The organism is Salinispora tropica CNB-440 (assembly GCF_000016425.1).
GTDB classification, from domain to species: domain Bacteria; phylum Actinomycetota; class Actinomycetes; order Mycobacteriales; family Micromonosporaceae; genus Micromonospora; species Micromonospora tropica.
Genome location: NC_009380.1, coordinates 1,324,269 through 1,339,203 on the forward strand (window position 1 = coordinate 1,324,269; position 14,935 = coordinate 1,339,203).

The following is a 14,935-nucleotide window of genomic DNA, read 5'->3' on the forward strand; positions in this document are numbered from 1 at the left end:
GTAGTCGGATGAAATAGGCGGTGAGCATGGTGAGGGGAGTAGCGAAGAGGCTGGAACGACGGCGGGAGCGGCGGCCGTGAGTGAGGTCCTGCTGCCCCACCCCGTCGTACGCGCACCCGGGCTGGCGCCGGAGGTCGACCTGGCGGCACTCGTCGCCGACCTACGAGCCGAGGTGGACGGGGAGATCCGGTTCGATGTCGGTTCCCGGGCCGCCTACTCCACCGACTCCTCCAACTACCGGCAGGTGCCGCTCGGCGTGGTGCTGCCCCGGACGATCGAAGCGGGGGTGGCGGCGGTCGCGGTGTGCCGTCGGCACCGCGCGCCGTTGGTCTCCCGGGGCGGTGGTACCAGCCTGGCCGGGCAATGCACCAACACCGCGGTCGTGCTGGACTGGTCGAAGTACTGCCACCTCCTGCTGGAGGTGGACCCGCAGACGCGGACCTGCCTGGTGGAGCCCGGCATCGTCCTGGACTCACTCAACGCCCAACTCGCGCCGACCGGACTGGAGTACGGCCCCCGCCCGGCTACCCACAGTCGCTGCACTCTGGGCGGGATGCTCGGCAACAACTCCTGCGGAGCCACCGCCCAGCGGACCGGCAAGGTGGTCGACAACATCGTCGAGCTGGAGGTCCTGCTCTACGACGGCACTCGGATCTGGGTCGGCGAGACCAGCGACGAGCAGTACGCCGAGATCCAGCTCCGCGGCGGTCGGCCGGCTGAGATCTACCGGCAACTGTGGGCGCTGCGCGAGGAGTACCTGGCCGACATCCGTACCCGCTACCCGGACATCCCTCGCCGGGTCTCCGGGTACAACCTCGACAGCCTCCTGCCGGAGAAGGGCTTCCACCTCGCGCAGGCCCTGGTCGGCTCCGAGGGCACTCTGGTCACCATTCTCCGGGCGCGGTTGCGGCTGGTGCCGGTGGTCAAGGCGTCCGCCCTGGTCTTTGTCAACTATCCGGACATCGCTGCGGCGGGTGACGACGTCATGCGCGTGCTGGCGCACCAACCGGTCACGCTGGAGGGCGTCGACCACCGGCTGGTCGCGGACGAGCGGCGCAAACGCCAGCAGCCCGCGGGGCTCCGGGAGATCCCCGAAGGCGGCGCCTGGTTGATGATCCAGATGGGCGGCGAGACGCCAGGACAGGCCCGTGCCGCCGCCAACCGGTTGATCGCCGAAGTCCGCGGCGGCGGTGCGGGGACCGTGCACGAGTTCACCGACCCGGCCCACGAACGGCAGATGTGGCAGGTCCGGGAGTCATCCCTGGGGGCGACGGCAGAGGTACGCGGCTCCGAGCGCACCTGGCCGGGCTGGGAGGACTCGGCGGTCGCCCCGGAGAAGCTCGGCGACTACCTGCGGGACCTACGCCGGCTCCTCGACGAGTACGGCCTGGGCCGGGCATCGCTGTATGGCCACTTCGGGCAGGGGTGTGTGCACACCCGCATTCCCTTCGAGCTGACCACCGCGGACGGGGTGCGGCGGTTCCGATCCTTTCTGGAGCATGCTGCTGATCTGGTCGTCTCCTACGGTGGATCGTTCTCCGGCGAGCACGGGGACGGCCAGGCCCGGGGTGAGCTGCTACCGAAGATGTTCGGTGGCCGGCTCATGCGCGCGTTCGGCCAGTTCAAGGCGATCTTCGACCCGGGCGACCGGATGAATCCGGGCAAGACAGTCTCGCCCTACCCGCTCGACAGCCACCTGCGGTTGGGCGTCGACTATGACCACGGCCCGGTGCGGACCACCTTCGCCTACCCCGACGACCAGGGAAGCTTCGCCAATGCCGTGCTTCGCTGTGTCGGAGTGGGTAAGTGCCGCCGGCACGACGGTGAGGTGATGTGTCCTTCCTACATGGTCACGCGGGAGGAGGAACACTCCACCCGGGGCCGCTCCCGGCTGCTCTTCGAGATGCTCGACGGCGGAGCCCGGGGTGGCAGCGTCGACGACGGGTGGCGCTCCACCGCCGTCCGGGACGCCCTCGACCTCTGCCTGGCCTGCAAGGGCTGCAAGGCGGACTGCCCGGTGAACGTGGACATGGCGACCTACAAGGCGGAGTTCCTGTCCCACCACTACGCCGGTCGGCTCCGTCCCCGCGCGCACTACTCGATGGGGTGGCTGCCGGTGCTGGCGGCGGTGGCCGGTGCCGTGCCGGGCGTGGTGAACGCCCTCACCCGGGCGCCCGGCCTGGGCCGGCTGGCCAAGGTGGCGGGCGGCATCGACCAGCGGCGCGACGTTCCGATCTTTGCCGAGGAGAGCTTCCAGCGGTGGTTTGCCCACCGAACCCCGGCTGGTGACGGCCACCGCGGTGAGGTTCTGCTCTGGCCGGACACCTTCACCAATCGGCTTCATCCCGGGGTGGCCCAGGCCGCCGTCGAGGTGCTGGAGTCCGCCGGCTGGCGGGTCCGGGTGCCGGAGGGGCCGGTCTGCTGCGGGCTGACCTGGATTTCCACCGGCCAGCTCGGCGTCGCCAAGCGGGTGCTGCGGCGTACCGTTGCGATCCTTCGGCCGCACCTGCGCGCCGGGACCCGGGTGGTTGGTCTGGAGCCGAGCTGTACGGCTGTGTTCCGGAGCGATGCCCACGAACTCTTCCCGGACGACGAGGACGTTACCCGCCTCCGCCAGCAGACGGTCACCCTGGCCGAGCTACTTCATGATCACAGTCCCGGCTGGCAGCCACCGCGGCTGCCGGCGCACGCGCTGATCCAAACCCACTGTCACCAGCATGCCGTCCTGGGTACCGCCGCTGACCAGGCGGTGCTCACCAGCGCTGGGGTGCGAGCCGACTTTCTCGACTCGGGCTGCTGCGGCCTGGCCGGTAACTTCGGCTTCGAGCAGGGGCACTACGAGGTCTCCGTGGCCTGCGCCGAGCGGGTGCTCCTGCCGGCCGTTCGGGACGCCGCCGACACCGATGTGCTTCTCGCTGACGGGTTCAGCTGCCGCACCCAGGTCGAGCAGAGCGCGGCCGGGGGCCGCTCGGCGATTCACCTGGCCGAGCTGCTGCGCGCCGGGTTGCGCGGCGAGTCGGTGGTGTCCCGGCCGGAACAGCGGTGGGGGCACCGGCCGCAGCCGCCCTCGCGGAGGGCCCGGCTGGCCGCGGTCGGGTTGGTCGGCCTGGCCGGGCTCGCCCCGGTGGTCGCCCTGGTCGGATCGAAGTCGCGGTGGCGGGGGAGGCCCGGGTCGCGGCGGCTGTGGTGAGGGCGAGTTCGACACCAGATGGAGGGGGACACGGTGGCAGCGAAACGGACGTCGATCTTCACCGCGGGCGTGGGAGAGCTGACCCCGACGGCGGCGGTGGGGGAGTTGACGCGGTTGGTCTGGGGTGGACTGCTCCTGGCCGCGCCCGGCCGGGTGCTGCGGGCGATGGGCGGCCACCCGGGCTCGACCCCGTCGGCGATCCTGCGGGTACTCGGAGTCCGGCACCTGGTGCAGGCTGCGGTACTGCTCCGATGGCCGACGCCGGAGGCGTTCCGGCTCGGCGCGGTCGCCGACGGGCTGCACGCGTTGACCGCGGTGGCGCTCGTCGCTGACCGGCGACGGCGTCGCGTCGCGTTGACTGACGCCGCCATCGCCGCCGGCTGGACCGTCCACGACGGTGTCGCCGCGAGTCGGGCGGGCGCCCGCGACCGACGGTGAGGCGGGCGGGCGGCCTGCTAGTCGGCACAGGGAGCGGCGTGGCCGAGGCGCACGGCGGTTTCGAGCATCAGCGCGTGCACGAAGGCCTGCGGCAGGTTGCCCCGCAGCTGCCGCTGCGCCACGTCGAACTCCTCGGTGAAGAGCCCCGGTGGACCACACCCCGCCCGGTTACGTTCGAACCACCGGTTCGCGGCGACGATGTCGCCGGCCTGCCACTCGGCGAGCGCCGCGGCGAAACCACAGAGCAGGAAGGCCCCTTCGGCGTCCCCGAGCGGGCGGCGATCCGGTCGAAACCGGTACAGGTAGCCGTCCTGCTGGAGCTCGTTCAGGACGGCCCGACGGGTCGCCTCGGTCCGAGGATCCCCCTCGGGAAGCGCGCCTCGGATTGCCGGCAACAGCAACGCCGAGTCGACTCGGGGGTCGTCGTAGGCGCGTTGCCAACGCCCGGAGGGGTGTAGGCCGTGCGCGGTGGTGTCGGCGAGAATCGTGTCGGCGAGGGAGGCCCAACGGCCGGCAAGTCCGCCCGGCGCGACCCGGGCCGCCGCGCGCAGCCCGGCCACACAGCTCAGCTTCGAGTGGGTCCACTGCCGGGCCGGGAGTTCCCAGATGCCCGAGTCGGGTGACCGCCAGCACTTCTCGATGGCCTCGGCGGCGACGGTCAGCGCCTGCCAGGAGGTGGCCTCCAGCCGTCCCCGGTCGGCGGCGGTTGCCAGGACCATCAGCACGTCGCCGTAGGCGTCCAGCTGAAACTGCCCCCGAACCCAGTTACCGGTCCGGGCCTTGGCCCCCGGATAGCCGGGCAGAAACGTCAGCTCCTCTTCCGGCGGTACGGGGGTGCCGTCCACGGTGTAGGCGGGAGCGAGCCGATCGCCGTCGGCGAGGACCCGGTCGGTGAGGAACCGCACCGCGTCGTCGAGGAGGTCGTGCCGACCGATCAGAGCGGCGGCCTGCCCGGCGAACGACTGGTCGCGGATCCAGGCGTACCGGTAGTCGTAGTTGCGGCCGGCGAGCGCTCGCTCCGGCAGGCCGGTGGTCACCGCGGCGACCATCCCACCGCCGGGCCGGGTCAGCCCGCGCAGCACCGTGTAGGCGAAGACGGCGTCTCGTCCCGCGGTGCCACGGGTCAGCGGCTCCAGCACCTTCCGCCAGGACTGCTCGGTGATCCGCCACAGCTCGGCGGGGTCGGGTGGCTCGTCCTCGAGCGGCTGGGTGGAGATCTCCAGCACCAGGTCAGCCTGCCCGCCGGCCGGCACCCGCAACTCGCCGTCGCACGACCCCTCGGCGCTGGGTTCGAGGGGGTGGCCGCAGCTGTGGCGGAGGTGCAGGTTGCCGCAGCGAGCGTGCCACAGACCGCCGTCCTGTCGTACCTGGCGCAGCGGCTCTCGACCGAAGTTCGCCCGGGGGTCGAGCCGGATCCGGACCTTCGCGTCCTGGTCCACCGCGCGTACCTGGCGTAGCAGGACCACCCGTTGGGCGTCGCCGGGGAACGCCAGGGCCTCCCGGGTCTCGATGATTCCGTCGGCGGTCGTCCACCTGTTGATCCAGATCAGCGACTGGGGCTCGTACTGCCCGCCCCAGACAAAGCGCTGGTTCGTCGGGGTCACCAGGTAGCTGCCCCGGCCGCCGAGGAGGCTGCTGAACAGCGGCGGGTCGGCCCACCCGGGGGCGCAGAGCCAGACGATGTTCCCGTCCGGGCCGACCAGCGCCGCCCGCTGCCCGTCGGCGAGTAGTGCGTACTCCCGGAGCACGTTCGGGGAGTGCTGGTGGGGCGCCTCGGATCGGCTCTTCCGTTCGTTCTTCTGGGCCACGGCAGCACCTCCCCGCGCCCCGTACCCGATCGGCGGCGCCGCACACCCGCGGCAGCCCACCAGCCAGCCGACTATCTCGACCTGCGCCGGGTAGACAGCGTGCTGACCCGAGTAGAACCGGAGCAGGTCAACCCGGGAGGCGGTGGCACGGATGGGGCACGGGCTGCGGGAGATCAAGGTGGCGGTGGTCACCGGTGCCAGTGGCGGGGTCGGGCGGGCCACCGTACGGCAGCTGGCGCGTCCGGGGGTCGCGATCGCCCTGTTGGCCCGCGGTCGTGCCGGTCTCGACGCCGCGGCCGAGGATGTCCGCGCCGCTGGCGGCCATGCCGTGCCGATCGAGGTCGACATGGCCGACTACCACCAGGTGGCCGCCGCCGGCCAGCGAGTCGAGGACGAACTGGGGCCGATCGACGTGTGGATCAATGTGGCCTTCAGCTCGGTCTTCGCGCCTGTCCAGCAGATTCGGCCCGAGGAGTTCCGCCGGACCACCGAGGTCGCCTACCTCGGCTACGTACACGGCACGCTGGTGGCCCTGGAGCACATGACCCCGCGGGACCGGGGCACCATCGTGCAGGTCGGGTCGGCGCTGGCGTACCGGGGAATTCCCCTACAGGCCGCCTACTGTGGGGCCAAGCACGCCATCGTCGGGTTCACCGAGGCGCTCCGTTGTGAGCTGCTGCACGACAAGAGCAACGTCAAGGTCACCATGGTGCACCTGCCGGCGATGAACACCCCGCAGTTCTCGTGGCTGCTGTCCCGGCTGCCGCGGCATGCCCAGCCGGTGCCGCCCATCTACGAGCCGGAGGTCGCCGCCCGCTCCATCGTCGCCGCTGCCGCACGGCCCGGCCGGCGAGCGTACTGGGTGGGTACGCCCACCGCCCTGACCATCCTGGGTAATCGGCTGGTGCCAGGGCTGCTGGATCGCTACCTGGGCCGGACGGGTTACGACTCGCAGCAGACCGACCAACCAGTCGGCCCGGACCAGCCGGCGAACCTGTGGCAACCGGCCGATGGGGCCGGCGGCCATGATTTCGGCGCGCACGGCGCGTTCACCGACCGATCGCTGCGGCACAGCCCGCAGGCGTGGCTGTCCCGGCACCGGATGGTGTCGGTGGCCGGCGTGGCCGGGTTGCTCTTAGGTGTTCTCGCTTGGCGTCGTACCTGAGCAGCCGGCCGGGTCAGCTCCGAGGGCCGCAGCGGCCTGGTGCTGACCCGACACTGGCTGGGTCGGTCCTGGTCAGCGGAGCGGGCCGAGGCCCCGGGCGGCGAGGTAGCCCTCGTCGGTCGCCCGGTCTGGGGTGACGATCGCGGTGGGTTCGGTCTGACGGGCCTTCACCCACTCCTGGTGGAATGCGCTCCCTGGTGCGATCTCCGCCCGCCGCGTGGGCTCCCGGAGCGGGTTGATCGGCGCCACCAGTGCTGGCCGAACCCGGGCCGCAGCATGGGCCGCGGTGTCGCGGGCGAACTCGGCCAGGGCGAGCGCGGCCGGCTTCGGTCGGTGGTCGACGGTGAACAGGCCCAGATCGTATTCCCGGTCCGGGAAGTCGGTGAGGCGACGATCGATGTCGTGCGATGCCCACCAGGTGACGCCCCACAGCGCCGGGTTGCCGGCCACCGTCGCCAGGGTGCGCGCGACGAATTCGCCGGCCTGCTCCGCAGGTACGTCCGGTCGGGGCACCCCGACCTCCTGCAGCCACACCGGGCGGTTCGCGTCCGGGGCGCTCGAGGCGGCGAGCTCCAGCAGGTAGTCGGCGTGGGAGGTGGTGGCCGGACCGAGCGGCCCGTCGATGCGCGAGGTGCCGTTGAACACCCAGGAGTGCACCGTGGTCAGGTCGCCCAGCTCGACCGCCTCGGCGGGGTGGAAGGGGTGATCGGGGGCGTACCACGCGTCGTCGAAGACGGAGTGTAGGTGGAGCGCGTCGGGCGCTGCGGCGCGGACCACATCGAGTAGCTCCGTCGCCCACTGGTGGGAGGCGGCGGGTGTCGTGGGGTTCGCGGGCCAGAGGTTGTTGACCTCGTTGCCGAGGGTGATGGCGAAGACGTTGGGGCGCGTCGCGACCTCGGTGCTGATCCGCCGGACGTACTCACTGATGCCGTCGCGTGCAGTCCGGTCGGTGAAGATGCTGCTCTGGTGCCAGGTGAGTATCCAGGAGGGAAGGAAGTCGAAGCTGGACAGATGCCCCTGGAGCAGGTCGACCGCGACACCGAGATCGAACTCCGCCGCCACGTCGATCAACGTGAGCAGGTCGTCGATTGGTCGTTGACGCAGGAGCGCGCGGTTGGGTTGGATCCATGGCCATACCGGGAAGACGCGTACGTGGTCCAGGCCGATGCTCGCCAGGTCTTCGAGGTCGCGGCGGGCCGCGTCAGCCGAGAAGTCGAGCCAGCTGTAGAACCAGCCGTCGGACGGTACGTAGTTGGCGCCGAGGCGGAACCTTCGGGTGCTCTGCGTACGGGCATTAGTGATCAAAGGGTCCTCCATGTGGATAGCCAGGCACAGATGGGATGCTAAACCGATTTATCGACGCCCGAGCATCTGCGCGGTCCGCGAGTACTAGTTGCGGGTCGGTGAGGTGCTCTCCCGCGCGATCAGCCGCGGCGTCTCGGTCTTGTGGTTCTTCGTCTTCGTGGGATCGGCCAGGACCGCCATCATGGCCTGGGCGGCCTGCACGCCGAACCGGTAGGTGTCGCGGGACAGCGCGGTGAGGGAGGGGTGGGTGAGCTGGGCCAACACCGAGTCGTCGAAGGAGATGATCGACAGCTCGTGTGGGACGGCGACCCCCATTTCCAGCGCGACGCCCAGCCCGGCGACCGCCATCAGGTCGCTGTCGAAAATGATCGCCGATGGGCGGTTGGCCCCGGCAAGCAGCTTGCGGGTCGCCGCCGCGCCCTGGGCGTCGCTGAAATCGGTGTGCAATGACCGGGCGCGGGGCAGCGTCAGCCGGGTGGCGGCGTCGCGCAGTGCGCGGGAGCGGCGCTGGGTGTGTTGGAACTCGGGCAGCCCCGACACGTGGGCGATCCGGGTGTGGCCGAGTACGGCGAGGTACTCCACCGCCGAGAGCATCGCCGTCCGGTCGTCGGCCCAGACCGAGGAGACGCGCCCGTGCCGGCCCGGCCCGCCGACCACCACGGCCGGGATCCCGAGTTGCTCCACGACGGCGATGCGTGGGTCACGAACCTTCAGGTCGATCAGCACCAGGCCGTCGACCCGGCGTTCGGAGACCCAGCGCCGGTAGATCTCGATCTCTGCCTGGGTGTCCTCGACGATCATCAGGTGCAGCGCGATCGACTGACTGGAGAACTCCGCCTGCAGGCCGGAGAGCAGGCGAGCGAAGAAGGGCTCCACCCCAAGGGTGCGGGCAGGGCGCGCGATCACCAGCCCGACGGCGTCGGCTCGGGCGCCGCCGAGGGCCCGCGCCGCACTGTGCGGACGCCAGTTGATTTCTTCGGCCACGCGGAGGATGCGCGCCCGGGTGGCCGCGCTGACGCCGGGCCGGCCGTTGAGCGCGAACGAGACGGCGCCCTTGGAGACCCCGGCCCGCCGGGCGATGTCGGCGATTGTCGGTCGCTGCATCTGGCGATGCTCTCCCTCCACGCGGCTACCGAGAAGCGACGGTCGGTAGCCGCTCTTGACACGTGATTCTAACCGGGGGGATAGTCCGTTCACTAGACCGGTTTATCATTGCCGGCGGATCGCCTGTGAGCACCGGACACGCCCGATCCGACGGGGGTAGCCGGCTGACCAAAGTTAGGGGCGGAGAGAGAGATGCGAACACGTTTGGCCGGGCTTGCCCTGTCGTCGGCCGTGTTGACAGCGCTCGCGGGATGCGGGCTGTCCGGCACGGACTCCAGTGACGACCAGGTCGATATCACCGGCGAGATCAAAGGCACCGTGACCCTGCAGACCTGGGCCCTGAAGCCCAAGTTCACCGACTACATGCAGGGTGTGATCGACGGCTTTGAGGAGAAGTACCCGGGGACGACCGTCAAGTGGCTGGACCAGCCCGGTGACGGTTACTCGGAGAAGGTGCTCAGCCAGGCGGCCAGCAATGAGCTGCCCGACGTGACGAATCTCCCACCGGACTTCGCCCTGCCCCTCGCCGAGCAGGGGCTGTTGCTCGACGTCGACCAGGCTGACGACAAGCTCCGTGAGGAGTACGTCGAGGGCGCCATCGGCTCCTACGAGTTCGCCGGTCTGACCGGGGTCTTCGGCTACCCGTGGTACCTGAACACCGACGTGAACTTCTGGAACACGGAGCTGCTGGCCAAGTACGGCCTGGACGCGGACAACCTGCCGACCACGATGGAGGAGATGGTCGCCCAGGCCCGGATCGTCAAGGAGAAGTCCGGCGGCGCGGTGCACCTGATGAGCCGCAAGCCCGGCGTCGAGGACCTTACCCAGGCCGGCGTCGACATCATCTCGGAGGACGGCACGGAGTTCGTCTTCAACACCCCCGAGGCCGTGGCGGTTCTGGACCTGTACCGGGACGCGTTCGCCGAGGGGCTCCTGCCCCGCAACGTGCTCACCGACGCATACCTCGGCAACATGGACCTGTTCAAGAAGCAGCAGGTCGCCTGGACCACCGGTGGCGGTAACTCGATCACCGACATCGCGGTCGACAACCCGTCGCTGGCCGAGAAGGTCATCGCGTCGCCGTCGATCGGTACCCCGTCGCTGTACACCCAGGGGGTATCAGTGGCGAAGAACAGTGACAACCTGCCCGCGGCCGTTGCCCTCGCCCGGTGGGTGACCAACGCGGAGAACCAGGCAGCCTTCGCCGAGGTCGTCCCCGGCATCTTCCCGAGTACAGTTGCCTCGGCAGAGGATCCGCAGTTCAGCCAGAGCGACGGCAGCAACGTCGGGGAAGCGAAGAAGATCGCCTTCACCTCGCTGGCGGACGCGGAGTTGTTGAAGCCAGTCATCGTCGACCAGGCGATGGACGACTTCATCAAGCAGCAGTTCTCCCTGGCGATCAGCGGGGAGATCACCTCGCAGCAGGCGCTGGACAAGGCAGTCGAAAAGTGCAACGAACTGCTCAACGACTGATCGGTCGAGGCCGGCCGCTCCCTCGTTGACCAGCGGTGCTCGGCCGGACCGAAGCCGGCCGGCCGAGCACCGGCGCCGCCCCATGCCACGGCGCCACCACCTGCCGTCACCTGTCGTTGCGCGACTCACCGCATCGCCACGCCACCCACCGGAGAGCAGAGCGGGACGTAATGAAAACTCAGCGTTGGTTCACCCCCTGGTTGTTGCTCGCGCCCGCGGCCGTCTGGCTGCTGGTGTTCAACCTCTGGCCAGCGATCAACACCGTGGTCCTCGCGTTCACCAACGCCAAGCCACTCGGCGGTGGAAGCTTCACTGGCCTGGCCAACTTCGAGCGCATGCTCAACGACGAGCAACTCGTCTATGCGCTGGTGAACAGCATCGTTTACATGCTGGTCTGCCTACCCCTGCTGCTCTTTCTGCCGCTGCTGCTCGCGGTGCTGCTCGAGAAGAAGCTGCCCGGTATCACGTTCTTTCGTACCGCCTTCTACACCCCGGTGATCGCCTCCGCGGTGGTCGTGGCGCTGATCTGGACCTGGTTGCTGGAGGACCGCGGCCTCGTCAACGGTCTGGCCCAACAGCTCGGCTTCATCACCGAACCGTTGCCCTTCCTCAGCGGGCGTTGGCTGCTGCTGTTCAGCGCGATCAGCCTCACCGTCTGGAAGGGGCTCGGTTACTACATGATCATCTATCTGTCGGCTCTGGGGAACGTCTCGCGCCAGCTGCACGAGGCGGCCGCGGTTGACGGCGCCGGTCCGATCCGCCGGTTCTGGTCGGTCACCGTGCCCGGTGTGCGCACCACGATGTTGCTGGTCAGTGTCCTGGTCACCGTCTCCGCACTGCGGGTCTTCACCGAGTTGTTCGTCCTCACCAACGGCACCGGTGGCCCCGGCGGCCGGACCATGTCCCTGGTCATGCTCATCCAGATGTACAGCCGGGGCTTCACCGGGCACCTCGGCTACGCCTCGGCGCTCAGCCTGTTGTTGTTCGTGATCACTGTCGGCCCCATGCTTCTCCTCCTGCGCCTGAACCGGAAGGCGGCCTAGCCATGACCCAGCTCAGCACCCCTCCCGCCGGCGCTCCGGCGAAGACGCCGGCCTCCTCGCCGAGGCGACGGCGTCGGGGCTCGGGCTTCGGCACCATGCGGCGGCGCGAGAAGCTGCTCCGGTACGGGTTGCTGCTGCTGGCGCTGGTGGTAACCATCGGGCCGTTCGTGTGGCAGCTGTCCACCTCCCTCAAAGGCGCCGGCGAGAATATCTACACCACGACCCCGCAGTTCATTCCCTCCAATCCGACGTTCGACAACTACCTGCGGGTGGCCGACACGATCCCCGTCTGGTCGTACGCGAAGAACTCGTTGATCGTGGCGGCAATGGCGGTCGTCGGTAACGCCGTGGGCGCGACTCTGGCCGGGTTCGCCCTCGCCAAGCTGCACTTTCGGGGTCGGACGCTGTTTCTCGCGCTGGTGCTCGGCACCCTGGTGCTGCCCGGCGAGGTGACGATCGTCTCGCAGTACGTGACGGTCCGCAGCCTCGGTCTGGCCGACACGTTGGTCGGTGTGGCGCTGCCCACCGCCGTCGCCATGTTGAACGTGCTGTTGATGCGCGCGGCGTTCATGGCGATCCCCGACGAGATGGACGAGGCAGCGGTGATCGACGGTGCGACGGCGTGGCAACGGCTGATCCATGTCGGGCTACCCAACGTTCGGGGCATGCTCAGCGTCATCACGATCTTCGCGTTCATCGGCGCGTGGGACGACTTCCTCTGGCCACTGATCGTGTTGACCGACCCGAAGAACTACACCCTCACCGTCGGCCTGCAATACCTCAGCGGGGCCTTTACCGCGAACCCGCGGGTCATCGCGGCCGGCACGATGATCGCGTTCATTCCGATCGTCATTGTCTTCGCGACACTGCAACGGTTCTTCTTCCGCGGTGTCGAGGAGGGCGCGATCAAGGGGTAACCCCTGCCCCACCCCCCACCCACCCCCACCCACCCCCACCGGAGGTGATCCAGGATGCGACGCCTGCTCCTGTCCCTGCTGGCCGGTGCCACAGTCGTGGCCGGCAGCACCCTCACCGCGGCTCCCACCGTGGCGGCCGCCACCGAAGCGGTCGACGGCAGCCAGCCGTACGCCTCGTACTGGTTCCCGGACGAACTCCTCGACTGGGATCCGGAGGCGGATCCCGACGCCCGCTTCAACCGGTCCATGGTTCCGCTCCAGCCCCGGGCCACCGATCCCGCGCTGAAGGCCAACCCGAACGCGCGAGCGGGCGAGGGTCGAGTGGCGTCGCTGGTGTCGTTCGCACCGACGTCCGACAACCCGTCGCAGGGCTCACTCGACGAGGACTACTACGCCTTTGGCCACTGGCAGTACATCGACACCCTGGTGTTCTGGGGCGGATCGGCCGTCGAGGGCCTGATTCTCGCGCCGAACCCGACCGTCATCGACGCCGCGCACCGCAACGGCGTCAAGGTGTACGGCACGGTCTTCTTCCCGCCGGTCGCCTACGGCGGCAAGCTCGAATGGGTGCACGACTTCGTGCGTAAGTCGGGCTCGACCTATCCGGTCGCCGACAAGCTCGCGGAGGTTGCCCAGTACTACGGCTTCGAAGGGTGGTTCATCAACCAGGAGACGACGGGCGGCGACGCCGCCCTCGCCACCGAACTCCGCAACCTGATGACCTACGGCCGGAACAAGGGCGTGGAGTTCATGTGGTATGACGCCATGACCGAATCCGGCGCCATCTCTTGGCAGAACGCGCTCACCACCGCCAACGACTCGTTCCTGGGCGGCCCGACGCCGGTGTCGGACTCGATGTTTCTCAACTTCTGGTGGTCCACCGGCGGCCTGGCCTCGTCCCGGGACCGCGCCGAGTCGCTCGGGCGGAGCGGGTACGACCTGTACTCCGGCATCGACACCGAGGCCAACGGCTACCAGACCAACGTCAACTGGGACGCACTGTTCCCCGCCGGTGAGTCGCACGTGACCTCCCTGGGCATCTACCGCCCGGAGTGGACCTGGACGTCGTCGAGCGGGCCGGCCGACTTCCGGGCCCGCGACTCCCGCTACTGGGTCGGCGCGAACGGCGATCCGTCGAACACCACGACCTCCTCGCCCTGGAAAGGGCTCGCCACCTACGTCGCCGAGTCCACGCCGGTGACCCAGAAGCCGTTTGTGACCAGCTTCAACGCCGGGCAGGGTTCGGCATACCACGTCGCCGGGAAGCAGGTGCGCACCGGCGGCTGGAACAACCTGTCGATGCAGGACGTGCCGCCGACCTACCAGTGGGTGGTCTCCTCGACCGGCACGAAGCTGACGCCGTCGCTCGACTTCACCGATGCCTACGAGGGCGGCTCGACGCTGCGGCTCAACGGCAGGCTGGACGCGGCGAACACCGTGCGCCTCTACCAGACCGACCTGCCGGTCGCCGCGGACACCAAGCTGTCGACGGTCGTCAAGACCCCGGCCGCCGGTGCGACCCACCTGAGCGTGGCGGTGGCCTTCACCGACGCCCCGAACACCTTCACCACTCTCGACCTCGGGTCGACCTCCGGCACCGGTTGGGAGCGTCGCGTTCTCGACCTGTCGGCGTACGCCGGTAAGACCATCGCCCAGATCGGGCTGCGGGCGTCGGCGTCGGCCGTCGTCCCGTCCTACGACATCAAGGTTGGCCAGCTCGCCGTGTACGACGGGGCCGTGGACACCGCTGCCGCACCGACTGGTCTGACCGTCCTGGGCAGCACCGACGTCTCGGCGACCCGCAAGACGCTGAGGTTGGGCTGGACCCCGTCGGCCAGCGGATCGGTGCACCACTACGACGTGTTCCGCCGCAACCCGGACGGTAGCCGTACCCACCTGGGCGCCACGCCGAACGACGTGTACTTCGTGCCGCAGCTCGACCGGGTCGGCGCCGAGACCAGCGCGGTCATCGAGGTCGAGGCGGTGTCGACCGAGTACGGCCGCTCCACCGCGGCGACCACGACCGTCACCTGGTCCGGCACGCCGCCGACCACGACCAACCTGGCGCTCGACCGGCCGGCGACGGCGTCCGGGCAGTGCACCGCCGCCGAAGGACCCGCCAAAGCCGTCAACGGCAGTGTCTCCGGCGGGAACAGCGACAAGTGGTGCACGACGACCGCCGACCAGTGGCTCGAGGTTGATCTGGGCTCGGTCCGTTCCCTCGACCGGTTCGTCGTCGCACACGCCGCCGCGGGCGGCGAGTCCGCCTCGTGGAACACCCGCGACTTCACCATCGAAGTACGCTCCGCGGCCTCGGACCCGTGGACCACGGCCGTCACCGTCACCGACAACACCGCCGAGCTGACAACACACTCAGTGAACGTCAGCGCACGGTACGTGCGGCTGGTTGTCGACACCCCGACCCAGGACGGCGACCCCGCCACCCGCATATACGAGTTCGAGGCCTGGGGCGAGTAGTCTTCCCCACCCTG

General features: G+C 69.5%; 10 protein-coding genes. 7 read left to right on the forward strand and 3 right to left on the reverse strand.

The genetic code is table 11. The features are described 5' to 3' along the window. Nucleotides 1-76: 76 nt before the first annotated feature. Together STROP_RS05945 and STROP_RS05950 are read left to right on the forward strand one after the other, a co-directional pair. On the forward strand, nt 77-3,190 hold the full coding sequence (locus STROP_RS05945) for an FAD-binding and (Fe-S)-binding domain-containing protein (protein WP_011905083.1): 3,114 nt from the start codon (nt 77-79) through the stop codon (nt 3,188-3,190). 18 nt (nt 3,191-3,208) lie between these two features. Then, the gene (locus tag STROP_RS05950; protein WP_043535228.1) at nt 3,209-3,628 is read left to right on the forward strand and encodes a hypothetical protein; all 420 of its coding nucleotides are present in this window, start codon (nt 3,209-3,211) and stop codon (nt 3,626-3,628) included. A gap of 17 nt (nt 3,629-3,645) precedes the next feature. Here the strand turns inward: STROP_RS05950 and STROP_RS05955 are convergent, their stop codons facing one another. Next, nucleotides 3,646-5,436, reverse strand: coding sequence for a glycoside hydrolase family 15 protein (locus STROP_RS05955; protein ID WP_026274970.1), 1,791 nt, complete (start codon nt 5,434-5,436; stop codon nt 3,646-3,648). 151 nt (nt 5,437-5,587) lie between these two features. Here STROP_RS05955 and STROP_RS05960 point away from each other — a divergent pair, with 151 nt between their 5' ends. Continuing rightward, on the forward strand, nt 5,588-6,601 hold the full coding sequence (locus STROP_RS05960) for an SDR family oxidoreductase (protein WP_011905086.1): 1,014 nt from the start codon (nt 5,588-5,590) through the stop codon (nt 6,599-6,601). 72 nt (nt 6,602-6,673) lie between these two features. Here the strand turns inward: STROP_RS05960 and STROP_RS05965 are convergent, their stop codons facing one another. Both STROP_RS05965 and STROP_RS05970 read right to left on the reverse strand, forming a co-directional pair. Then, the gene (locus tag STROP_RS05965) at nt 6,674-7,906 is read right to left on the reverse strand and encodes a glycoside hydrolase 5 family protein (protein WP_011905087.1); all 1,233 of its coding nucleotides are present in this window, start codon (nt 7,904-7,906) and stop codon (nt 6,674-6,676) included. Between the two features lie 84 nt (nt 7,907-7,990). Next, nucleotides 7,991-9,010, reverse strand: a complete 1,020-nt coding sequence (locus STROP_RS05970; protein ID WP_011905088.1) for a LacI family DNA-binding transcriptional regulator — start codon at nt 9,008-9,010, stop codon at nt 7,991-7,993. Nucleotides 9,011-9,202: 192 nt separating this feature from the next. On the opposite strand from STROP_RS05970, the gene STROP_RS05975 reads away from it, so the two are divergent. The 4 genes from STROP_RS05975 (at nt 9,203) to STROP_RS05990 (ending at nt 14,921) form a co-directional block, all read left to right on the forward strand. Beyond that, nucleotides 9,203-10,483 (forward strand): ABC transporter substrate-binding protein, encoded by a 1,281-nt coding sequence (locus STROP_RS05975; RefSeq protein ID WP_011905089.1) that lies wholly within the window; start codon nt 9,203-9,205, stop codon nt 10,481-10,483. Nucleotides 10,484-10,653: 170 nt separating this feature from the next. Further along, a complete protein-coding gene (locus STROP_RS05980) occupies nt 10,654-11,526 on the forward strand; it encodes a carbohydrate ABC transporter permease (protein WP_011905090.1) in 873 nt (290 codons plus the stop codon). Between the two features lie 2 nt (nt 11,527-11,528). Beyond that, a complete protein-coding gene (locus tag STROP_RS05985) occupies nt 11,529-12,443 on the forward strand; it encodes a carbohydrate ABC transporter permease (RefSeq protein WP_011905091.1) in 915 nt (304 codons plus the stop codon). 54 nt (nt 12,444-12,497) lie between these two features. After that, on the forward strand, nt 12,498-14,921 hold the full coding sequence (locus STROP_RS05990; RefSeq protein ID WP_011905092.1) for an endo-beta-N-acetylglucosaminidase: 2,424 nt from the start codon (nt 12,498-12,500) through the stop codon (nt 14,919-14,921). The last annotated feature ends 14 nt before the right edge of the window (nt 14,922-14,935 follow it).

Coding starts and splice junctions, on each gene's coding strand:
- STROP_RS05970 (WP_011905088.1), bottom strand. CDS start 9,010: ATGCAGCGACCGACAATCGCCGACATCGCCCGGCGGGCCGGGGTCTCC.
- STROP_RS05960 (WP_011905086.1), top strand. CDS start 5,588: ATGGGGCACGGGCTGCGGGAGATCAAGGTGGCGGTGGTCACCGGTGCC.
- STROP_RS05990 (WP_011905092.1), top strand. CDS start 12,498: ATGCGACGCCTGCTCCTGTCCCTGCTGGCCGGTGCCACAGTCGTGGCC.
- STROP_RS05950 (WP_043535228.1), top strand. CDS start 3,209: ATGGAGGGGGACACGGTGGCAGCGAAACGGACGTCGATCTTCACCGCG.
- STROP_RS05980 (WP_011905090.1), top strand. CDS start 10,654: ATGAAAACTCAGCGTTGGTTCACCCCCTGGTTGTTGCTCGCGCCCGCG.
- STROP_RS05985 (WP_011905091.1), top strand. CDS start 11,529: ATGACCCAGCTCAGCACCCCTCCCGCCGGCGCTCCGGCGAAGACGCCG.
- STROP_RS05975 (WP_011905089.1), top strand. CDS start 9,203: ATGCGAACACGTTTGGCCGGGCTTGCCCTGTCGTCGGCCGTGTTGACA.